Here is a 20,951-nt window from a genome sequence, read left to right on the forward strand (position 1 = left end):
TGATGTGGCTTCGAGGACGTAGACAATGACACCGGAAATGGTCATGGACCTGGCTTACAAAGGCATGCGCATGAGCATGATCGTGGCTGCGCCCGTGCTGCTCGTGACGCTGTTTATCGGGTTGTTGGTGAGCCTGTTTCAGGCCGCGACGCAGATCAACGAATCGACCCTGTCGTTCATCCCCAAAATTGTCGGGGTGTGCGTGGTGCTGGTGCTGGCGGGCCCGCTGATCATGGAGATGCTGGTGGACTACACACGTGCGTTGTTCAGCAGCTTGCCCATGCTGATCGGCTGACGCCCGTGATCGAAGTCAGTTCGGCACAGTTGCAACTCTGGGTGACCAGCTTCTTCTGGCCGTTTTGCCGAGTGCTGGCGTATCTGATGAGCGACCCGATTCTCGGTCATAAAAACGTCTCGAGTCAGGTGAAGGTGGGCCTGGCTATGCTCCTTGCCTTCCTGCTCGCACCCAATCTGCCGCCCTTGCCGGATGTCACCCTGTTCTCGTGGGCGGGGCTTGGGGTGATTGTGGAGCAAGTGTTGATCGGGATGTCCCTGGGCATGGTCATGCGTATCACACTGGCGGTGGTCGAGATGACCGGCGACATTTGCGGCATGCAAATGGGCCTGGCGTTCGCCACCTTTTTTTCCGCCGATACCAGCACCAACAGCATGGTGCTGTCGCGCTTTCTGAGCATGATCACGATCCTGATGTTTCTCGCGCTGAACGGTCACCTGATGGTGCTTGAGCTGCTGGCGACTACCTTCAAGACCTTGCCGATCGGCAACCTGCATTTCGACCCCCATGCCTGGAACCTGATTGCCCGCTATGGCAGCACGATCTTCCTCACTGGCCTTTTATTGGCACTGCCAATGGTCGGCACGCTGCTGATCATCAACCTGGCCATGGGCATCCTGAACCGCGTCTCGCCGCAGTTGACGGTGTTCTCCGTGGGCTTTCCGGCGACGTTGTGCGTGGGGTTGGTGTTGCTGATGGTGGTGATGGGCGATCTGGGGCAGTTTCTCGAAAGATTGATGACCAACACACTGCAATTCATGCAGTACCTGATCGATAACATGGCACGGCCCTAAAACGGTTCAGGCGCCACCAGGTTTCCCGGGCGGCACCTGGAACGCGGCTTCAGATGTACTCGAACAGCGACATCTTCTGAATGCTGACGAAGGTTTGCTGGGCGGCCTGTAGCGCCACTTGCAGCGCGGTGTATTCGGTGACCGATTCGGTGTAGTCGGCATCGACCAGGCCGGAAAGGCGTTCGGTGTAACTGAGCGCGAGGTCGTCACCGATGGTGTCGAGCACTTCCAGCTGATTGAGCCGTGAACCGACCGATGTCTGCACGGTGAGCACCGTGTCCTGGGCATTGCTCAATTCGCGGCTAGCTGTGGACAGGGTGTTGCTCAGGTTGGCTTGATCGGCCTCGGTATCCACCGGTGTCTGCAACACCGAGATCAGGTTTTTCAACGTCGCGAACAGATCCGGCTCGGCATCGGCGGCGGCGCTGACGGTGATGGTATCGCCGTCGGCCGGGGTACCGCTGAAGGTCAGGGACAGGCCATTGACTTCAAGGGTATCGCCTGAGGTATAGGTGACCGGATCTGCGCCATCGATGCTGTATTGGGCGGTGCCGTCGGCGTCGGTGCTGAAGGTCACGGTGAAGCCTGTTCCGTAATTGGCATCCTGTGTGTCGGTGATGTCGGGGCCGTCGTAGGTCACGCTGCCGGTGTTGTCGCCGGCTTCGGCAATGAAGCCGGCGGAGCTGCCGACCGACAGGAAAATCGTTGCGCCGGTATCGCCGCTGGCCATGGTCTGCGTGGAACTGACCTGCTGCGTGACGACGTTGTCGTCGCCCTGATAGACCAACTCGCCATCGGCATTTTCGGCAAACGCCGGACTCTGGCTCTGATAGCCGGAAAACAGGTAGTTGCCGTTACTGTCCGTGGCGTTGGCCAAGGTCGCCAGGGTGTCGTAGACGCCCTGCAACGAGGTGGCGATCGACTCGCGGTCGGCGTCGCTCAAGGTGCCGTTGTTGGCCTGAACGACCAGGGCCATGGCACTGCTGATGGCATCGTTGATGCTATCGAGCGTGCTTTCTTCCTGGGACAACGAGGTCGTGATCGTGCTGCGCGAATCGGCGTATTGCTCGTTGGCCGAGATCGCCTGACGGACGTTGACGGCCTGGGTGGCGGCCAGCGAATCGTCGGAAGGATTGACCACTCGGGTGCCACTGGCGACTTCCTGGGCAGCGTCCTGATAGGCGCTTTCCTGAGCGAGCATGGCGTTCAAGCTTTGGTTGTAAATCGTCGCACTGCTGAGACGCATGGCGTGACGCTCCTTTCAGACGTTTATCAGCTGATGTCGAGAATGGTGTCGAGCAGGGTGGTGCCCACTTCGACGACCTTCGCGCAGGCCTGGTAATACTGTTGATAAACAATGAGGTTGGCCGCCTCTTCATCAAGACTGACCCCCGATTCCGATTGCTGCAGCGTGGTCAGTTGCTCGGTCAGGCTCTCCTGGGTTTCCAGTTGGCCAGCGATTTTGGTGGCGGTGCTACCCACGTCACTGACCAGTGCCGAGTACGTCTGGCTGAGGGTCGAGGTGCCTCCCACAATGCTGTCGGTTTGCAGATCGAGCATCGCCAGGGCGTTGGTGTTATCGCTGCTGCCGGTCGAAGTGCCCGCTGCGATCAGGCTCCCGTCACTGGTCAGGGTGCTGAAACTGCTGGCGGCGTTGCGCGTCGGCAGCACCAGAAAACTGTCGCCGTCATCGGCGGTGCCACTGATGGCCACACTCATCCCGGCGAACGTCAGGGTGTCGGTGTCGCTGTCGTAGGCAGAATCCACACTGGCGCCGGTGTCGTTACGGGTCACGGTGTAGCCATCGGTGTCGGAGTAACTGACGGTGTAGTCGCTGGCACTCAACGCACTCACATCGTCGGTGAAGGTCGCGGTCAATGTCGCGTCGCCGGTGTTGTTGGTATTGCCGTAGGTGCTGGGGTCGTCGACCGAGAAAAAATCAGTGCCCGTATCGCCATTCAGGTCGATACCCGATGCCTGCAGGGTGTTGAAGGCTTGCGTCAATGTGACCGCCAGGACCCCCAACTGATTCTGCGTTTCGGTCAGCGTGGTGTCGCGAAAATCCATCAGCCCGCCCAGGGAGCCACCTTCGAACGTTGAATCGTCGAGCACGGTGGTGTTGCCGGCGGCGTCCACGTAGGCGACCCCCGTTTGGGTCGGATCGCTGGCCGAGACGCTGGTTTGCAATTCGAAACTGTCATTGCCGGACACCAGCGCAAGGCCGTTGCTCAGGGATACGCTGTAACTGCCGTTGTCCTGAGTGGTGACGTCGACATCGACCAATTCACTGAGCTGACTGACCAGCAGATCCCGTTGATCGAGCAGGTCGTTGGAGGTGCTTCCCAGTGCATCGGACAGGCTGATTTTTTTGTTGAGGTCGGCAATCTGCTCGGTGAGGTCGTTGACCTGCGTGACCTGATCGTCGATCTGGCTGTTCACATCGTCCGCCATCTCGTCCAGGTAGCTGCCCAATTGGGTGAACTGAGACGACAGTGTTTCAGCCGAGCCGATGACTTCTTCCCGCGCGGCGGTGTCGCTGGCGTCGGAGGTCAGCGTCTGGATGGCTGAAAAGAAGCTTTGCAGCAGGGTATCGAGACTGGCATCGCCATCGGCCAACAGGCTGTCGATCTGATCGACTTCGGTCTGGTAGGTCGACAGCGCGCTTTCGGCGCTGATCGAACTGTTGAGCTGTGTAGTGACGAACTGGTTGTACTGGCGGTCGACACTGGAGATCTGCACACCGCTGCCCGACGTGGATTCGGAGAAGGTGGCGACCTGCAGGGTATAGCCATCGGTATAGGCGTTGGTGGTGTTGTTACTGCTGGTGCTGAGGGCGATCTGTGCGGCGCTCAGGCCGCTGACACCAATGGAAATAATGCTCATCGAGAAGCTCCTACGCTACGTATTGCGCACTATCGGCTCCGCGAAAGTGCAACTTGACCTGTGACCCTGATTCTTTTCAAGAACCTTTTGCCGACAGATCCATGACCGGCGCGATCGAGGCGCTCGGCATTGGGTTGTCAGTCAATTTTCCAGCTGCGCCACGGGCGGGACAGGTCGTAGCGGGCCGATGGTGGCCATGACTGAAATCAGTTTTTGCGCGTATCGCGGGTCGGTGGCGTAACCCCCCTGTTGCAGCGCGATGGCCGCCTGTGGCGCATCGGTGGCGTGGCGCACGGCGGCGTAACCGGGGCGGGTGCGAATCAATCGGGCGTAATCGTTGAAGGCTGCCTCATCGGTCGGGTAAACGCGGAAGCGTTCCACCTGTTTTTGCGCTTCACCTTCTGCGTATTCAGTGGTCAAGACCTGCGTTGTCGCGCCTTGCCATTGGCTGCCGGCCTTGATCCCGAACAGGTTGTGGCTGTCAGCCCCATTGGGCGTTGTGATTTGACGTCGTCCCCAATCGGTTTCTAGTGCCGCCTGGGCAAGGATCAGTTCGGCCGGTACGCCACTGCTGAGAGCGGCTTTTTGCGCCGGTTCGTTCAAGCGCGAAACGAACGCCAGCACATGTTCGGGTCGTTCGTTATCCTCGCCGTTGACCTCGCGGCGTTTCCAGGCTTCAAACGCCTGTGTCTGGTAAGCCGTGTTTGCAAAGGGCGATGTTGTGCCGGTCGGGCGTGACGGTGGCAGATCGAGGAACGCTGCCGCTGCCGCATCCATGTCGGTGTTCGCGTCGCTGTGTTTTGTGGAATAGCCGCTCAGTTGTCGGGTCAGTTGCTCGGCCAGGCCGAGGCCTTTTCCCGACAGGCTCTGCGCCCACTGCTGATCGAGCATCTCGGTGTACATTTCGGTCTGCGAGTCGCTGGACATTTCCGATTTCGGAATCGCACCTCGCATGCTTTTGAGCATCATTTGCAGGAACAGGGCTTCAAACTGTTTACTGGCCTCTTTCAGCCCCGCCCCGGCGTCCTGGTGCGAACGGCGCTTGAGTTGCTCCAGACCCTGGACATCAAGGGCAAAGCCATCGGTGCTGCCAGCGCTGTTCATCAGATGATCTCCAACTCTGCACGCAGGGAGCCGGCGGCCTTGAGTGCCTGCAGAATGACCATCAGGTCTTGCGGCGTAGCCCCTAGCGCGTTTAATCCCTTGACCACGTCCATCAAATTCGCTGTGCCTTCAAGCAAGTGCAACGAACCACCCTGGGATTCGATGGAAATGTTGCTTTGGGAGGTCACGGCTGTCTGGCCGCCACTGAGGGGGCCGGGTTGGCTGACGGTGTTGGTGGTGTCGATGATGACCGAGAGATTGCCGTGCGCGACTGCGGCGCGATACAGCTTCACCGAGCTGTTGAGCACGATAGAGCCGGTGCGCGAATCAAGAATCACCTTGGGACGGGTCTGGATCGGCAATACCTCGATGCTCTCGATGCGGGCCATGAAGTTGACCCGCTCATTGGGCGACAGCGGCCCCTGGATCTGGATCATCCCGCCATCCATGGCCGACGCTACCGTACGGCGCATTTCGGAATTGATGGCGTAGACGACGCGCTGGGCGGTGGCCGAGTCAGGTTCATGCATGTTGAGGCTGAGCAAACCGTTGTCGCTGCTCAGATGCAGCGGAACGGCGCGTTCGATGATGGCGCCGCGACTGATACGCCCACCGGCCAGCTGGTTGACCTGCACGCTGCTGCCGTTCGCCGAAGCACCGGCTCCGCCGACCAGCAGGTTGCCTTGAGCGACGGCATAAACCTCGCCATCGGCGCCTTTCATCGGCGTCATCAGCAAGGTGCCGCCGCGCAGGCTGCGCGCGTTACCGATCGACGACACGACCACGTCAATCTGTTGTCCCGGGCGCGAGAGTGCCGGCAGGTTGGCGGTGACGATGACTGCCGCGATATTGCGCATCTGCATGTTGGCGTTCGCAGGCAGGGTGACCCCCAGCTGCGACAGCATGTTGGTCAGGCCTTGTTCGGTGAAGGGACTCTGAGTGGTCTGGTCGCCGCTGCCATCCAGGCCGACCACCAGGCCGTAGCCCACCAGGTTGTTGGGGCGTATTCCGGCAAAATCGGCAATGTCGCGTATCTGCTCTGCCTGTACCGCGCCGCCGAGCAATAACGTGCCGGCGCACAACAGGGTGCAGAGCGCTTGAACTGCGGATTTGGCTGCGCGTAAAAGGGGTTGAATGAATACAGAGTCAGCCATGGTTCCCGTACTCAGAAAGGAGACACGTTAAGGAGGATGCGATGGAGCCAGCCCATGCGCTGCGCTTCGTTGATGTAGCCATCACCGACGTACTCGATCCGGGCTTGTGAGACCTGGATCGACGACACCGTGTTTTCTCCGGTGATGGTTCGGGGATTGACCACGCCGGAGAAACGGATGAATTCGGTGCCCTGGTTGATTGCAATCTGCTTGTCACCGCGCACCCGCAGGTTGCCATTGGGCATCACCTGCATGACCGTCACGGAAATCGTGCCAGTGAAAGAGTTTTTGGCCTGAGAGCCGCCGCCACCACTGAAGTCGTGGGTCGTCGAGGCATCCAGCCCAAAGTCGGCGACCTGGGACGCACGACTGGAGGTGGTCGCCAGGCTCAACCCCATGGAGCCGGCACGGTTGGCATTGGAGGAAGAGGTCTTGCTGGCACTGACCTGTTCTTCCAGTTCGATGGTCAGCGTGTCGCCGACCATCCGTGGACGCCGATCCTCGAACAGGGGCTGCGATCCGCGGCTGCTCTGGTAAATCGAGCCGTTCGCCAGGCGAGCCGGTAAGGCCGGCACCTGCATTTCCTCGTCAGGCACGACGGGCTTGTGGGGCAGTTGATCGCAGCCTGCGGTCGCCAGCATGCCGGCCAATACCAAGGACAGAGGCCATACCGATGAGGGCTTATGAGCCATTTTGTGTGTCTCGAACATAGCGGTCAGAGCTGAGTCAGACGCTGTAGCATCTCGTCCGAGCTCTCGACGGCCTTACTGTTGATTTCGTAAGCGCGCTGGGTCTGGATCATGCTTACCATTTCCTCCACAACGTTGACGTTGGAGGTTTCGACGTAACCCTGGGACAGTGTTCCGCCGCCGTTGAGGCCCGGTGTGGTTTCGGTCGGAGAGCCCGAGGCGTCAGTCTCCAGGTAGAGGTTCTGGCCGATGCTCTGTAAGCCGGCCGGATTGATGAACAACGCCAGATTCAGCTGGCCGACCTGGGTCGAGGTGGAGCTGCTGGGTTGGGTCACGGAAACGATACCGTCGGTACTGATCGAGACGGCCGTGGCGTTGGCGGGAATGGTGACCCCTGCCGAGAGCTTGTAACCGTTGGAGGTGACCATCTCGCCGTTTGAGTCGAGCTGGAAGCTGCCGTCACGGGTGTAGGCGGTGGTGCCGTCGGGCATGTCTACCTGGAAAAACCCCAGGCCATTGATCGCCAGATCCTTGGAGTTGCTGGTCTCTTCCAGATTGCCTTGGGTATGCAGGCGTTCGGTGGCGACTTCACGCACCCCCGTGCCGACCTGCAAGCCGGAGGGCAGTCGGGTATCGGTGCTGCTTTGCGCGCCCGGCTGGCGCACGTTCTGGTAAACCAGGTCTTCAAATACTGCCCGCGACCGTTTGAAGCCATTGGTGCTGACGTTGGCCAGGTTGTTGGCAATCACGTCCATTTGGCCCTGCTGGGCTTCCAGGCCGGTTTTGGCCGTCCACAGTGATCTGATCATCGATCGGTTCCTTATTCATTCAACCGTGAGGTCAGCCCTGCAGGGAGAGCAGGCTATTGGCGGTCTTGGCGTTTTCGTCGGCGGTACTGATGGCTTTCATTTGCATGTCGTAGCGCCGCGAGTTGTCGATCATCGCGACCATGGCGTTGGTCGGGCTGACGTTGCTGCCCTCCAGTGCACCGGGCGTCACACGCATGGTTTCGTCGGCAGGCAGTGGCTGGACAGTGCCGTTGGCCGTTGGCGAGGGACGGAACAACCCGTCGGCGCCGGGCTGCAGAGTGCCGGGCAAGGCCGATACCAGCTTCAGCCGACCGACCGGGCTCAGGCCCCGGGGCTCCATGCCGAGCTCACGGACGCTGATCGTGCCGTCACTGCCCAGCGTGACTTCGCTGCCCAGTGGCACCGTGACCGGACCGCCGTCACCGATGACCGGGCGGCCACCCACGGTCATTACGCCGGTGCCATCGACCTGTAAATCACCTCGCCGGGTATAGGCCTCTTTGCCATCCGCGGTCTGCACCGCCAGCATGCCGTTTTCGCCGAGCGCGACATCCAGCGCCCGGTCGGTATGAGTGATCGGCCCTTCGGTCCAGTCGACACCCACGCCGTTGGCGGCAACCGAAACCCGCGTCGGCAAGCCCTCGCCCGCGACAGGCGAGGACTGCATTTCGACCAACTGCGAGCGAAAGCCCGGGGTCACGATGTTGGCCAGGTTGTTGGCCACGACAGCCTGCTGTTCGAGTGCCTGATTGGCCCCGCTCATGGCCGTGAAGAGCATGCGATCCATGCGTTAAGACCCGATGTTCACGGCTTGCTGGAGCACTTCGCTTTGCGCGGTTACCGACTTGGCGTTCGCCTGGAAGTTGCGCTGAGCAATGATCAGGTTCACCAGTTCGGCGGTCAGGTCGACGTTGGAGTCCTCGGTCGTACCACTCAGGATCGAGCCCAAAGAACCGCTGCTGGCAACACCCAGCAAGGCCTGGCCGGATGCGGAGGTGGCAAGCCAGGTGTTGTCACCGTTGGATTGCAGACCGTTTTCATTGCTGAACGTGGCCAGTTGAATCTGGTCGATGCTTTGCGTCTGGTCGTTGGAGTAGGTGGCAATGACCGTTCCGGTGTCGTCGATGGTGAAACTCACCAGGCTGCCGGAGGTGTAGCCATTCTGAGAAATGTCGGACACCTCGGAGTCGTTACCGAACTGCGTCGTGCCCGTCAGGTCCAGCGCGATAGTCATGCTCGCGGCACCGTTGGCCGGGTCATAGGTGTAAGTGCCGGTCTCTCCGCTGGTGATCAGGCCGCTGGAGCTGAACGCCACGGTCTGTGTTTCGGTCAGCAGATCGCCATCGATTGCGGTGTGAACGTCCCAGGTGTTCTCGGCGGTTTTGCTGAAATACAGGGTGCTGGTGTGGCTGTTGCCCAGGGAGTCGTAGAGGGTCGCGGTCGTTGAGTAGGAGTACGTGGACGAGTCAGTCTGGTCGAAAGTATCGGTGATGATGTCTTCACTGGCGTCCAGGTTCAGCTCGGCATCCAGTTCAGTACTGGCGCTGGCTTGCATGCCCGTCGTCGGAATCTGGATGACGCCGTTGACGCCCATCAACTGGTCGCCTGCGGCGTTTTCCAGATAGCCATCGGCCGTCAGGGTCAACTGGCCGTTACGCGAGTACACGGATTGCGTGCCGTCGGTGAACGTGAAGAACCCCTCACCATTGATGGCGAGATCCAGTTCGTTATCGGTCGTCGTCAGACTGCCGGATGCAAAATTCTGAACCACGCCTGAAACCGAGGTGCCCAACCCGACGTCCGCGCCGGAATACACGTCGGCGAACTGCGTCGTCGAGCTTTTGAAACCCACGGTCTGGGAGTTGGAAATGTTATTGCTGACGACGTTGAGGTCGGTGGAAGCAGCAGTCAGACCACTAAGCGCTTGGGAAAAAGCCATGGTATTTCTCCTGGAATGCGAACGATGACTGAGCAGTTTTGGCAACTGCGAAGGATTGCTGGGCGTGAGTGGAAGGTGCGTTTACGGTCAAAGCACCAGGCTGATATCGCTCAGCCCGACGTTTTCGTTGACACCCCCCAGATCCAGCGCGACTTCGTTGCTGCTGTCGGTGGTCACGCCGGTGACCAGTGCGTATTTCAGCGCGGTGGTTGTCACGGCGACGTCATCGGCGGTGGCGGCCACAGAGAAGCTGTAAGCGCCATCGGCTGCGGTCGTGCCGTCGTCCTGTAAACCGTCCCAGGACAAGGCCTGGGTGCCGGCGCTCATGTCACCTTCATCCAGCGTGCGAACCACCGTGCCGCTGCTGTCTTTGATAGTGACGGTGACGCTGTCTGCATCACTGGCCAGGGTGACGCCAAAGGTGGTGGCTACACCGCTGTCGACCTGGATGGTGCTGCCGTCGACCAACACGCCGTTGCCGACCAGCGCCGAGGCTTGCAGGGTCTCGCTGGCGCTGATCTGGCTGGAGATGCCTTCCAGCGTGGTGGTCACATCCTCGATGCTGCTGATCGTGCTGATTTGTGCCAACTGCGTGACCATTTCGCTGTTGTCCATCGGGTCGGTCGGATCCTGGTTCTGCAGCTGGGTCGTCAGCAGCGTCAGAAACTGATCTTGCAGCTCGTCCGACGCCGAAGCGGTGCTTTCAGAAGTGGTACTGCTGCTGTTTACGCTCGAAAGGACCGAGCTGGAAATCGTGCTAGCCATTGTTTACGCCTCACCTAGAGTCAAAGTTTTCAGCATCATTTCCTTGCTGGTGGACATGACTTCGACGTTGGCCTGATAGGAGCGCGAAGCGGAGATCATGTTGACCATTTCGCCCACGGGTTCGACGTTGGGCATGGTCACGTAGCCCTCCTCGTTGGCCAGCGGGTCGCCGGGACGGTATTCCTGACGCATGGGGGAGCCGTCTTCGACCACCTGGCTGACCCGCACGCCACCAATGCGGCTGCCAGTCTGGTATTGCGACTCGAAGACCACCTGGCGGGCGCGATAGGCTTCGTTATCCGGGCCGCTGGTGGTATCGGCGTTGGCCAGGTTGCTGGCGGTTACGTTCATGCGCTGGGACTGGGCGCTGAGCGCGGAACCGGCGATATCGAAAATGCTGAACATCGACATGGTGTTTTCCCTGCGTTATTCGGACTGCATGGCCGTTTTGAGCGACTGCAACCGGCTGCTCAGAAACGTCAGGCTCGCCTGATACCTGACGGCGTTATCGGTGAACTGCGCGCGCTCGCGATCCATGTCCACGGTGTTGCCATCGAGGCTTGGTTGGTCAGGCACGCGATAGAGCAGGGCGCGGCTCGAGAGGCTGTCGGAGGCTGCGTGAAGGTGGCGATCCGAGGTGGTCGCCAGCGTCATACCCCGCTCGTTGGTGCGCTCTTTTTGCAGGGAGCTGGCCAGTTCGGCAGAGAAGTCAAAATCACGCGCCCGGAAGTTGGGGGTGTCGGCGTTGGCAATGTTGTTGGCCAATACCTGCTGGCGCTCAGCCCGCAAACTCATTGCGTCCTGCTGGAAGCGCAGCTCGTTGTCGAGCTTGTCGATCATGTCTGCGGACCTGTGCATCAAATAATTGAACGGCTCGCAGATTAGTCCCAAGGTCGTCGATGCAAAGGCTGAAACAGGCCGCTATTTGGCGACCAATTCAGGCCTTGCCTCGTCGTCGGGGAGCCTAAAATTATCCGCTGGCTACCTCAGAGGACTGGATCGATGACAGGGTTTTTCCGGCATCACTCGCGGTTCGGCGGATGGGTTTTGATGTGCTTGCTGCACAGCGGCACCGCCATGGCTCAACCGGATGTGCTGCAAGACAAGGTGCGTCATTTGATTGCGCTGCGATTGCCGCCTCGCATCCAGCAGATGCAGATCGACATCGGTCAGCCGGCCGCACGGATATCGGCGTGCGAAAGTCCTCAGCCGTATCTGGTGCATCCTGAGCAGAACGCGTTCGGACGCGTGGCGGTCGGCGTGCGTTGTGAGGGTGAGGAAGGGGTGGCCGGCTATCTGCAAGTCAACGTGGGTGTTGTCGGCGATTATGTGGTCAGCCGTCAAAGGATTGCGGCGGGTGATGTCATCAAAGCCAACATGCTGGAAATCAAGCGCGGCCCATTGGAGCGTTTGCCCAAAGGCAGCGTGCTGAAGCCGGAGCAAGTCATTGGCCGTCAGGCCAGTCGCAGTTTCAGCCGGGGCGCCGCTCTGGCACTGAACAATTTTCGCGAGCGTTGGCTGGTGGAGCGCAATCAGCGTGTCGTGCTACAGGCGCTGGGCGAGGGCTTCACGATCCGGCGCGATGGCAAGGCGCTGGACAATGGCAGCCTGGGGAGCAGCGTCAGGGTGTTGAGCAGTGACGGCAAGCTGCTGAACGCGCAAGTCGTTGGCCAGAATGAGTTGCTACTGCGCTATTAAAGTTTTTGCCGAATCCCGATCACCGGTCAAAGTTTGCCTTCTCGTTTGCCGATAGTGACCCAACAACAGCCAATGAAGCCTCTAACGTGAAAATCATAAGCGCTAACTTGACCAATACCCTTCCGCCAACTGACAGCAAAGTGGCCGGCACCAGTTCGCAGCGAACCGAGCTGCAGACGCTGGAAGCGACGTTCGATGATGACGCGCAGGTCTCAAGCATCAGCGCCATTGCGGATGTTGAAAGTGCATCGGATGTTGATATGGAAAAAGTCGCAGCCTTGCGTCAGGCCATCGATAGCGGCACCTTTCAGATCAGCTCGGAATCAATCTATGAAGGCTTGGTGTCGAGTGTCAGAGAAACCCTCGGCAGCGACCCGGAATGAGCGATACGAAAGGCCGATATCGATGAGCTTCAGATACCTATGAGTCTGACTAAACATTTGGAGTTGCAGCAGCAGGCCATCGTGCAGTTGGTCGAACTCTTGGAGCAAGAACGTCGGGCCCTGGCTCAGGCCAGGGTTGATGGCGAAAAACTCAGAGAGCTGACGGCGTGCAAACAGGCGGCGTTGCAGAAGCTGGAGCAGTTGGAGGCGATCCGTTACGGGGCGCAACTGAAGCTCGGCTATGGTCCGGGCCGCAAAGGGGCGCTCAAAGCGGCTCAAGACGCCGATTGCCTGGCGGCCTGGCGGCAACTGCAGGCGTTGGCGCTGCGGGCGAGGGAGATCAACACCTCAAACGGTGGGGTGCTTAGCCAGCGGATGGCGTTTAACCAGCGCATCGTCAGCTTTCTCAACCGTGTCGCCGGCAACACATTGTATGGCCCGGACGGCCGGGCTCAGCGCAATAACGCTTAAGTCGTCGCGCACGTTCACCTCAAACAGACAGGGCGTTGTCGATCGGGTTGTTCATTCGTTCGACCATTGCCCGCAAGGCCATGGGAGGCAAGGGCTTGGGCAAAAAGCCCAACAGCGGTATGTGTTTGAAATCGGGCTGATGCAGAGGCCGCATGCACCCCTGGTGCGGGGAGCCTGTCAGCATGATCAGATTGGCTACCTTGCTTTTGGCGCACACCCGTTGCGCCAACTCCTGATCGCTTAAATCGAATGCACCGCTGGTGCACAGCGCCAGGTCGAAGGACTCTTTGCAATCCTTCAGCGTCGTGTCGAGGTCTTCAAGGCCCATCACTGGAAAGACGCGATAACACCCCATGCTGAAGAATACATCCTGTACATCAAACAGCTGAAAAGCGTGGGGCTCAATGACCAGCACGCGCAGTGGGTGGGCGCTGAAATAATCAAAGTTCGTCAAGGGGCTATCTCTGCGTCAAGACCGCGTCGCAGCACATCTGCGCCGCCGATGTTTAACGAGAGTAATCCCCCAGCTCAGCGCGGAAACGGATGAGTAGCCCTGTTTGATGGCACTTAATCGGCGATTTGCCGGTATGAGCCAAAAAATGAAACCCCAGATGCAACAAAACCCGCACTTGGCGGGTTTTGTTTTGCTTCGTATTTGGTGGAGCCGGGGGGATTTGAACCCCCGTCCGCCAGTACTCCGCTGTCGGTACTACATGCGTAGCCGTGTCTATTAAGTTAACCCTCAGCGACCCGACGGGCAGGGTGCTTTGGGCGAGTTGTGTAAGTTTTAGCCGCTTCGTCCACAACGTACTGCACGGCGATTCTGTTCTATATGACAATCACTTTGGGTTTACAGACATCCCCTGATGATTGCTGGACCCGAAGGTACCAGGAGGGAAGGGCTAAGGCTGCTTACGCAGCGAGAGCGTATTCCCCGTAGGTTTCGTCATTGGCAACTATAGAAAGTTGCAACAGTGGATTTACGAGTTCTGTTACCAACTCGGCATGCACCTAAAGTTTCGCAACCGGCGTCGAATCCTAAACGGCCCCGAGCCTGTTGCTCTGTGAATCAAAGTGAGCAACAAGCCTGCGCAGTGTACGCCAACACACGTCAGAAGGCCAACCGGAAGGTTGACCGCGAGTGATTATGGGTTGGGTTCTTTGCTCAGTTTGTCAGCGCCAATGCCTGGATGGCCTCGGTGGCGCATTTCTTGTCGTCCCCGGAGGCTTTTGAAGTTTTGGCGCTGGCCAGCAGTCTTTTGATCTCCGGTGCGTTGGTGGAGGTCGCTGGTAGCGCATTCACTTTGGCTTCGAGCTCCTGCAGCTTGCTCGTACAAAGGTCGTTGTCCGCTGCAAATACGGGAGAGGCCAACATTGCAGCAGACATGAACAAACCAGCGAGTGCGGTACGTTTCATGGATATCTCCTTGTACTGATGGTCTCGGTGCTGCCGTATGAGCGAGCGGCTCGGCCGAGGTCGGAAAACAAGCCACGATTGATGGGCCTACTTAAAAGACCACGACGCTGCGCAGGAATTCGGTTTTTTCAATCCGAAACAGCCCCAAGCCTGTTGCTCTTTTGAATCCTGATGAGCACCAAGTTTGTGTGGTGTACGCCAATAAGGCCCAGAAGGCCAACCCGAAGGTTGGCCTTGTGCTGGGTTACTTCCCGCCTTTGTTCGCGTTCTTGAGTTGCTGGATAGTTTGTTCGGTCTCGGCGATGCAGTCGTCAGTCCCTTCCTTGGTGCCTTTTGCCTGATCGGCTTTGGCTTTCGTGACGCTGTCCATTACCTGCTCAGACATCTCCGGAGGAGTCTGTGCCTTGGCATTTTCGATGGTTTTCAAGTTGACCGCACAGAGGTCTTCGGCGGCAAACGAGGTGGACGCCATCAGCGAGGCAGTAACGAACAGACCTAACAGTACAGAACGTTTCATGTATATCTCCTTGAACTGAGGGTCCAGGCATCGCTGGCCGTCAGGACGGGCTGCCGAGTTTGGGTAAAGCCCGGTAATGTCCGGGCTTCTTCTGTGGACTACGGCAGCGCATCAGGGTTCTACTTTTCGTACATAACCCTCGCCTGCGTTACCCGATCCACCAGATAGACTAGCCCGTGGTAGTCAATTCCGCCGTGTTGCGTCAGACCGATCTCACAAGTGCGGCTGGTCGAAATCCCCTCGCTGCACTGCTGAACCGCATCCTTGAGCGTGCGCAGCGAATGAGCATTCAACTCAGGCGTGGTAAAGCCTTTGTCTCCGGCAAACCCACAGCAGTGAATGCCCTCGGGAATCACCACGTTTTTGCTGCACTTGCGCGCCAGATCGATCAACGCCTGACTTTCCCCAAGGTGCTGGGTGCTACAGGTGACGTGCACTGCGATTGGCGCTTCCTGGGGCGTGAAATCCAGACGATCCATCAGATGCGTACGAATGAAACGCACCGGGTCGTACAGGTCCAGGCGAACATCACCCAGGTCCTGGGCCAGACGCAAAGTGCAGGGGCTGGTGTCGCAGTAGATCGGGTCGAGCCCGCCGCGACTGGCGTGAAGCAAGGCGCCGATCAGTTCCTGGCGTTTGTGTTCGGCCTGTTCAGCGTAGCCCTTGGAGGCGAACGGTTGCCCGCAGCAGAGGTTGTCCAGGTTGTCCGGGAAGACCACTTGGTAACCGGCCTTTTCCAGCAGCCCACGGGTTTTGTCGTACAGCGACATTTGCTCTTTATCACCCGCCGCCGGGCCCATTGCCCGCGACACGCAGGCTGCGAGGTACACCACTCGAGGGCGTTCGTCCGACACGGTCGGGCTGAAGCGAATGGCTTTTTCCGGTTGCGGCATGGCGTTGGTCCACTGCGGGACCTGACCTTTGGATAGGCGCGTCAACGTTGCCGAAAGCTTTGCCAATCGTGGCGCCCCCAACAGCATCCGCGCGCCGTTGGCCACGTGCAAAGTGAAACGCGCGCCTTGCAGCGCGGTGGCGAAATTACCTTCCAGCCAATTGGCAGTTTTCGTATGAGTTGCCTTACGGCTGCGGAGCTTTTTCACCAGCTCGCCGGTGTTGATTCCTACAGGGCAACGTTGTGCGCAGAGGCCGGTGGCGGCGCAGGTGTCGATGCCTTGGTATTCGTACGCGGCTTCGAGTTCGGTGGTGTCCACGCCAGCGCGTTTCTTTGCCTGAATGTCGCGCCAGATCACGATGCGCTGGCGCGGGCTCAGGGTCAGGCCTTTCGACGGGCAGACCGGTTCACAGAAACCGCACTCGATGCACTTATCCACAATCTCATCGGCGGCCGGCAACGGCTTCAGGTGCTTGAGGTGGATCTGCGGATCCTCGCTGAGCACCACGTCCGGGTTGAGAATGCCGTTGGGGTCGAGCAGGCGTTTAAGCTGCCACATCAACTGGTAGGCATCGCTGCCCCATTCCAGTTCGACAAAAGGCGCCATGTTGCGCCCGGTGCCGTGTTCAGCTTTCAGCGAGCCGCCGAACTCCACCGCTACCAGTTGCGCCACGTCGTCCATGAACGCCTGATAGCGTGCGACTTCTTCCGGGTTGTTGAAGCCTTGGGTGAAGACGAAGTGCAGATTGCCTTCCAGCGCGTGTCCGAAAAGGATCGCTTCGTCGTAGTGATGTTTGTCGAACAGCTCGATCAGGCGGTTTACGCCGATGGCCAGTTGTTCAACCGGGAAGGTCACGTCTTCGATGATCACCGTGGTGCCGGTTTTGCGCACGGCGCCGACGGCGGGGAAGGTGTCCTTGCGGATTGCCCAGAGCCGGGCGTTTTCCACCGGGTCTTCGGTGAAGTCGACTTGTTTTTCCACCGGGAAAGAAGTCAACGACGCCATGATGTGCGCCAGTTGTTCCTGTAGCAAAGTGGACGATGCAGCGCGGGATTCGATCAGCAAGGCGCAGGCATTGTTCGACAGCTGTTGTACGAAAGCGGGCATGCCAGGTTTGTCCTGCACCGAACGCAGACTGCGACGGTCCAGCAGTTCCACGGCCGACACCGGTTGGCTTTTCAGCACGGTGACGGCGTTGCAGCAGGTTTCCACGTCCGGAAATACGATCAGCGCCGAGGCCTTGTTCGGGTGGTCGATCACGGTGTCGTAAGTCACCGCGCTGATGAAACCGAGGGTGCCTTCGGAGCCCACCAGCAAGTGGCTCAAGATATCCACAGGCTCGTCGAAATCCACCAGCGCATTAAGTGACAGCCCGGTGGTATTTTTCAGACGGTATTTGTGGCGAATTCTCGCCGCCAGTTCGGCATTGGCGCGGGTCTCGCGGCCCAACGTTGCCAGGCGTTCAAGCAGCGAAGCGTGGCTCTCACGAAACGCCGCAACACTCGCCGCATCTTCGGTATCGAGACGGCTGCCGTCGGCCAGTACCAGACGAATGCCAGCCAGCGTGTGATAGGTGTTTTGCGCCGTGCCGCAGCACATGCCGCTGGCATTGTTGGCGACGATTCCGCCGATTTTGCAGGCATTGATCGACGCCGGGTCCGGGCCGATCTTGCGCCCGAACGGTGCCAGCCATGCGTTGGCCTGTGCGCCGATCACACCCGGTTGCAGACGGATTTGTGTGCCTTGCCCGCGAATCTCGCGACCGTTCCAGTTATCCCCCAGCACGATCAACACCGAGTCACTGATGGCCTGGCCAGACAGGCTGGTGCCAGCGGCGCGGAAGGTCACCGGGACCAGATCACGTTGCGCCAGTTTCAGCAGCGCGACTACTTCATCTTCCGACTCGACACGAATCACCAGTTTCGGAATCAGCCGGTAGAAACTGGCGTCGGTGCCGAAGGCCAAGGTCGACAGCGGGTCGTCGAAACGTCGCTCCTGGGGAATCAGTTGCTGCGCATCTCGCAGGAAAGCCGCGGGTAGATTCATTGGTCCTCCAGGATCATGACCACGAGGTCTTTCGGACCGTGAGCGCCGTAAGCCAGAACTTGCTCGATATCAGCGGTTTTTGACGGCCCGGACACCAGCAGGGCGTTGGTCGGCATGCCTTGGGCCCACTCGAATTCCTGCTGCACTTGATAGAAGTTGTCGCGGATTTCACTGGCCTTGAGCAGGGCAAAATGCACTGGCGGCACCAGGCTCATCAGGCGCGGTTCTTCCCGCGTCGGCCAGAGAATCAGGCTACCTGTGGCGGCGATTGCGCCGAGGGTGCCGGTCAGGCTGGCCGGCGTGTCGTTGAACAATTCGGTCTTCCACTCTTCAACCGGACGGTCGTAAGTCTGGAGCGTCGGCAGACCAGGATTTTTCGCCCAGTGCTGAGTGACGCGTTGACCGTGAGGCGTCGTCGGTGCAATCAACAGGCTCGGCAACTGACGGTCCCGCAACAACTGAGCAAGCAACGAAGGCCAACCTTCACCGGACGTCAGATGGATTTCGGTGTGCACCGCTTCCATCAGTTTGCGCAGCTGCGGGATGCGTTGCTCGGCGGTGTACGTGTAGGGCGCCGTCACCAGTTCGACGTCAAAATCGTCAGGCACCGGCGTGGTGCCCGTCAGACTTTTCCGTAACTTGGCGAGGATATTTTGCTTGGCGCTCATCAGCGATCTCCCTGTTTGGCCAGATGTTCGCGGGCCATGTCATGCAGTGAGCGGGCAGCGGGTTTCGGTGCGCTGTGGTTTTGCGTCCAGGGGCCGACGTTGCTCGGCGCCAGCGTGCGCAAGCGAGTGGCGAAGAAGCCGAACAGTCGATAAAGCGTGGGTGAACTGTTGAGCTTCGCCCAGGCATTCCAGATAAACCGTTCTTTGCGCGAGTACTTGCTGCCCTGGCCGCACATCACTTGATCAGGGCTGTCCGGGGCTTTGACGTTCTCTTCCCGTAGACGACGCAGCAGCGCCGGAATCGGAATTTTTACCGGACAGACTTCACCGCAGGCGCCACACAGCGACGAGGCGCTCGGGTGGTCCGGGACTTTCGCCAGGCCGACCATGTGCGGGGTGATGATTTTTCCGATAGGCCCGGGGTAAACCTCCCCATAGGCGTGGCCGCCGATTCGGGTGTAGACCGGGCAATGATTCATACAGGCGCCGCAGCGGATGCAGTTCAGGGTCTGGCGCAATTCGCTGTCGGCGAAGGCCTGGCTGCGACCGTTGTCGAGCAATACCAGGTGCACTTCCTGAGGGCCGTCGAGTTCATGTTCCTTGCGCGGGCCGGAGATCATGTTGACGTAGGTGGTGATCGGCTGGCCGAGGGCTGAACGGGTCAGCAGTGATAGCAGCGGCACCACATCGCGCAGGTTTTCCACGACTTTTTCGATACCGGTGACAGCAATGTGCACGGGCGGAACCGTGGTGGTCATGCGGCCGTTGCCTTCGTTTTCTACCAGCAGCAGGGTGCCGGTTTCGGCTACGGCGAAGTTGACGCCGGAGACGCCGATGTCCGCTTCGAAGAATTTCTGCCGCAAGACCTTGCGACCGATCTGAATGAGTTGGTCAACGTCCTTGGTGTATTCCACGCCAAGTTTGTCGTGGAACAAGGACGCGACCTGACCGGCATTCTTGTGGATCGCCGGCATAATAATGTGTGAAGGCTTCTCGTGGTCGAGCTGGACGATGTACTCGCCCATGTCCGATTCCAGGCATTCAATGCCCTGTTCAGCGAGGAAGTGATTCATTTCCATCTCTTCGCTGACCATCGATTTGCCCTTGATCACTTGCCGCCCCTCGTGAGCGCGGATGATCGAGAGGACGATGCCATTGGCCTCGTCCACCGTTTCCGCCCAGTGCACTGTCACACCGTTGCGGGTCAGGTTCTGTTCAAGCTGCTCGAGCAGGTCGGGCAACTTGGATAAAGCACGGGCGCGGACAGCATTGCCCAGCACTCGCAAATGTTCTCTTTCGTGGGCATCGCTGAAAGACGCGGCCCGTTTTGTCATCAGTGAATCCATCGCAGTGCGAAAGTTATTTCGCAGTTGCTTGTCACCCAGCGCCTTGTGAGCCCGGGTGCGAAAATCTTCTTCCACGGCAACCGTAGGAATAATTGCGGAAGCGTTCATAGAACACCCCCGGTTCGCTGCCAAAGGAAGCTGGCCAGGTGTTGGCCGCGCAATGCTTCCTTCTGTTTCTCCAATGAGCCGTTGATGTTCATCAGGCAACCGCAGTCGGCACTGAGTACCTCATGCGCGCCGGATTCCTTCAACGAGCGGGTCTTGTCAGCCACCATCGCGCCGGAAATATCTGGCATACGGACGCTGAAAGTCCCACCAAAGCCACAGCATTCACTTTCATGGCTGTGGTCGACTCGCTCCACGTTACGGAGCTGCGCCAACAACTCGCGGCCATGCAAGTGGGTGTTCATCTCACGGCGTGCCGAGCACGACGTGTGCAACGCTACTTTGACTGGCTCGCCACTGTCCTTGAGCTGCACCTTGCAGACAAACAACAGAAATTCGGCCAGTTCATAAGTCCGGGCAGCCAGCGCCTGAACCTGTTTCAGCGTGTCCGGCTCGTCCTTGAACAAGTCGGCGTAATGTTCGCGCAACATCCCGGCACACGATCCCGACGGCACCACCACCGGATAATCCCCGGCAAACAGCGCCAGTTGCGAGCGTGCCACGGTCCTCGCCTGCTCGGTGTAACCCGAGGTGTAGGCCGGTTGCCCGCAGCAGCTTTGCCCCTGCGGATACTCGACACGAATGCCTTCGCGTTCCAGCAGGTGAATCGCGTCCATCCCGGCTTCGGGGTAGAACAAATCCACCACGCAGGTTCCGAACAGGTAGACCCGTGACGGTTTCTCGCTGGGGTACTGCCGAGGCTCGGGCAGTGGTGGGGCGACGCGGGTCGCATTCGGCACAGCGTTGTAAAAAAGCTCGCTCATCAGGCGTGTCTCCGGGTGGTCCCGGTTATCCGTCTGTCGAGGCTGCTGAATATAGAGAGGCAAGCTTTCAGCAGCCTTACAGACCGGGTTGTGAATAGCTGACGCCGGAATCGTGGTCCGGCGTCGGTTTTTGCTTTTTATCGTGTAGTAC

The 20,951-nt window shown here is 59.3% G+C and carries 23 protein-coding genes and 1 other RNA gene; 5 read left to right on the forward strand and 19 right to left on the reverse strand.

The window, feature by feature from the left end; all coding sequences use genetic code 11:
* Nucleotides 1-25 precede the first annotated feature (25 nt).
* Entirely contained in the window at nucleotides 26-295 is a 270-nt protein-coding gene (gene fliQ / locus ACA059_RS03695) for a flagellar biosynthesis protein FliQ (protein WP_462020989.1), read from the forward strand.
* 5 nt (nucleotides 296-300) lie between these two features.
* Nucleotides 301-1,089 (forward strand): flagellar biosynthetic protein FliR, encoded by a 789-nt coding sequence (fliR, locus tag ACA059_RS03700; protein ID WP_497632777.1) that lies wholly within the window; start codon nucleotides 301-303, stop codon nucleotides 1,087-1,089.
* A 49-nt stretch (nucleotides 1,090-1,138) separates the two neighbouring features.
* On the opposite strand, the gene flgL is transcribed toward fliR, so the two are convergent.
* The 11 genes from flgL to flgB all read right to left on the reverse strand — a co-directional run bounded on the left by flgL (nucleotide 1,139) and on the right by flgB (nucleotide 11,272).
* Nucleotides 1,139-2,335 (reverse strand): flagellar hook-associated protein FlgL, encoded by a 1,197-nt coding sequence (gene flgL, locus ACA059_RS03705; RefSeq protein ID WP_497632778.1) that lies wholly within the window; start codon nucleotides 2,333-2,335, stop codon nucleotides 1,139-1,141.
* 26 nt (nucleotides 2,336-2,361) lie between these two features.
* Nucleotides 2,362-3,972 (reverse strand): flagellar hook-associated protein FlgK, encoded by a 1,611-nt coding sequence (flgK, locus tag ACA059_RS03710; RefSeq protein WP_497632779.1) that lies wholly within the window; start codon nucleotides 3,970-3,972, stop codon nucleotides 2,362-2,364.
* 141 nt (nucleotides 3,973-4,113) lie between these two features.
* Nucleotides 4,114-5,076 (reverse strand): flagellar assembly peptidoglycan hydrolase FlgJ, encoded by a 963-nt coding sequence (gene flgJ, locus ACA059_RS03715; RefSeq protein WP_497632780.1) that lies wholly within the window; start codon nucleotides 5,074-5,076, stop codon nucleotides 4,114-4,116.
* The gene (locus ACA059_RS03720) at nucleotides 5,076-6,230 is read right to left on the reverse strand and encodes a flagellar basal body P-ring protein FlgI (RefSeq protein WP_497632781.1); all 1,155 of its coding nucleotides are present in this window, start codon (nucleotides 6,228-6,230) and stop codon (nucleotides 5,076-5,078) included. The genes flgJ and ACA059_RS03720 overlap by 1 nt, the downstream gene beginning before the upstream one ends.
* A gap of 11 nt (nucleotides 6,231-6,241) precedes the next feature.
* Nucleotides 6,242-6,922: a flagellar basal body L-ring protein FlgH gene (locus ACA059_RS03725; RefSeq protein WP_497632782.1), complete on the reverse strand. Its 681-nt coding sequence runs from the start codon at nucleotides 6,920-6,922 to the stop codon at nucleotides 6,242-6,244.
* 23 nt (nucleotides 6,923-6,945) lie between these two features.
* A complete protein-coding gene (flgG, locus tag ACA059_RS03730) occupies nucleotides 6,946-7,728 on the reverse strand; it encodes a flagellar basal-body rod protein FlgG (protein ID WP_462047131.1) in 783 nt (260 codons plus the stop codon).
* A 31-nt stretch (nucleotides 7,729-7,759) separates the two neighbouring features.
* Complete coding sequence (locus ACA059_RS03735; protein WP_497632783.1) at nucleotides 7,760-8,515, reverse strand: flagellar basal body rod protein FlgF; 756 nt, start codon at nucleotides 8,513-8,515, stop codon at nucleotides 7,760-7,762.
* A 3-nt stretch (nucleotides 8,516-8,518) separates the two neighbouring features.
* A complete protein-coding gene (gene flgE, locus ACA059_RS03740) occupies nucleotides 8,519-9,667 on the reverse strand; it encodes a flagellar hook protein FlgE (protein ID WP_497632784.1) in 1,149 nt (382 codons plus the stop codon).
* Between the two features lie 87 nt (nucleotides 9,668-9,754).
* Nucleotides 9,755-10,432, reverse strand: a complete 678-nt coding sequence (locus tag ACA059_RS03745; RefSeq protein ID WP_497632785.1) for a flagellar hook assembly protein FlgD — start codon at nucleotides 10,430-10,432, stop codon at nucleotides 9,755-9,757.
* A 3-nt stretch (nucleotides 10,433-10,435) separates the two neighbouring features.
* Entirely contained in the window at nucleotides 10,436-10,843 is a 408-nt protein-coding gene (gene flgC / locus ACA059_RS03750; RefSeq protein ID WP_497632786.1) for a flagellar basal body rod protein FlgC, read from the reverse strand.
* A 15-nt stretch (nucleotides 10,844-10,858) separates the two neighbouring features.
* Entirely contained in the window at nucleotides 10,859-11,272 is a 414-nt protein-coding gene (gene flgB / locus ACA059_RS03755) for a flagellar basal body rod protein FlgB (RefSeq protein ID WP_497632787.1), read from the reverse strand.
* A gap of 162 nt (nucleotides 11,273-11,434) precedes the next feature.
* Between flgB and flgA the strand changes: the two genes are divergently transcribed.
* From flgA to ACA059_RS03770, 3 genes are all read left to right on the forward strand, one after another.
* Nucleotides 11,435-12,130 (forward strand): flagellar basal body P-ring formation chaperone FlgA, encoded by a 696-nt coding sequence (gene flgA / locus ACA059_RS03760; RefSeq protein WP_497632788.1) that lies wholly within the window; start codon nucleotides 11,435-11,437, stop codon nucleotides 12,128-12,130.
* A 107-nt stretch (nucleotides 12,131-12,237) separates the two neighbouring features.
* Nucleotides 12,238-12,513, forward strand: coding sequence for a flagellar biosynthesis anti-sigma factor FlgM (locus ACA059_RS03765; RefSeq protein WP_497632789.1), 276 nt, complete (start codon nucleotides 12,238-12,240; stop codon nucleotides 12,511-12,513).
* Between the two features lie 39 nt (nucleotides 12,514-12,552).
* Nucleotides 12,553-12,984 (forward strand): flagella synthesis protein FlgN, encoded by a 432-nt coding sequence (locus ACA059_RS03770; RefSeq protein WP_497632790.1) that lies wholly within the window; start codon nucleotides 12,553-12,555, stop codon nucleotides 12,982-12,984.
* Nucleotides 12,985-13,003: 19 nt separating this feature from the next.
* Here the strand turns inward: ACA059_RS03770 and ACA059_RS03775 are convergent, their stop codons facing one another.
* From ACA059_RS03775 to ACA059_RS03810, 8 genes are all read right to left on the reverse strand, one after another.
* Nucleotides 13,004-13,438, reverse strand: a complete 435-nt coding sequence (locus ACA059_RS03775) for a hypothetical protein (protein ID WP_497632791.1) — start codon at nucleotides 13,436-13,438, stop codon at nucleotides 13,004-13,006.
* A 202-nt stretch (nucleotides 13,439-13,640) separates the two neighbouring features.
* Nucleotides 13,641-14,034: a transfer-messenger RNA gene (gene ssrA, locus ACA059_RS03780) on the reverse strand.
* A gap of 115 nt (nucleotides 14,035-14,149) precedes the next feature.
* Complete coding sequence (locus tag ACA059_RS03785; RefSeq protein WP_497632792.1) at nucleotides 14,150-14,401, reverse strand: PA2433 domain-containing protein; 252 nt, start codon at nucleotides 14,399-14,401, stop codon at nucleotides 14,150-14,152.
* Nucleotides 14,402-14,645: 244 nt separating this feature from the next.
* On the reverse strand, nucleotides 14,646-14,918 hold the full coding sequence (locus tag ACA059_RS03790) for a PA2433 domain-containing protein (RefSeq protein WP_497632793.1): 273 nt from the start codon (nucleotides 14,916-14,918) through the stop codon (nucleotides 14,646-14,648).
* 119 nt (nucleotides 14,919-15,037) lie between these two features.
* Nucleotides 15,038-17,857, reverse strand: a complete 2,820-nt coding sequence (locus ACA059_RS03795; protein WP_497632794.1) for an FAD-binding and (Fe-S)-binding domain-containing protein — start codon at nucleotides 17,855-17,857, stop codon at nucleotides 15,038-15,040.
* The gene (locus ACA059_RS03800; protein ID WP_497632795.1) at nucleotides 17,854-18,525 is read right to left on the reverse strand and encodes a LutC/YkgG family protein; all 672 of its coding nucleotides are present in this window, start codon (nucleotides 18,523-18,525) and stop codon (nucleotides 17,854-17,856) included. The genes ACA059_RS03795 and ACA059_RS03800 overlap by 4 nt, the downstream gene beginning before the upstream one ends.
* The gene (locus ACA059_RS03805; protein ID WP_497632796.1) at nucleotides 18,525-19,979 is read right to left on the reverse strand and encodes a LutB/LldF family L-lactate oxidation iron-sulfur protein; all 1,455 of its coding nucleotides are present in this window, start codon (nucleotides 19,977-19,979) and stop codon (nucleotides 18,525-18,527) included. The genes ACA059_RS03800 and ACA059_RS03805 overlap by 1 nt, the downstream gene beginning before the upstream one ends.
* Nucleotides 19,976-20,800, reverse strand: a complete 825-nt coding sequence (locus ACA059_RS03810; protein ID WP_497632797.1) for a (Fe-S)-binding protein — start codon at nucleotides 20,798-20,800, stop codon at nucleotides 19,976-19,978. The genes ACA059_RS03805 and ACA059_RS03810 overlap by 4 nt, the downstream gene beginning before the upstream one ends.
* Nucleotides 20,801-20,951 lie beyond the last annotated feature (151 nt).

The organism is Pseudomonas sp. LBUM1647 (assembly GCF_059716175.1).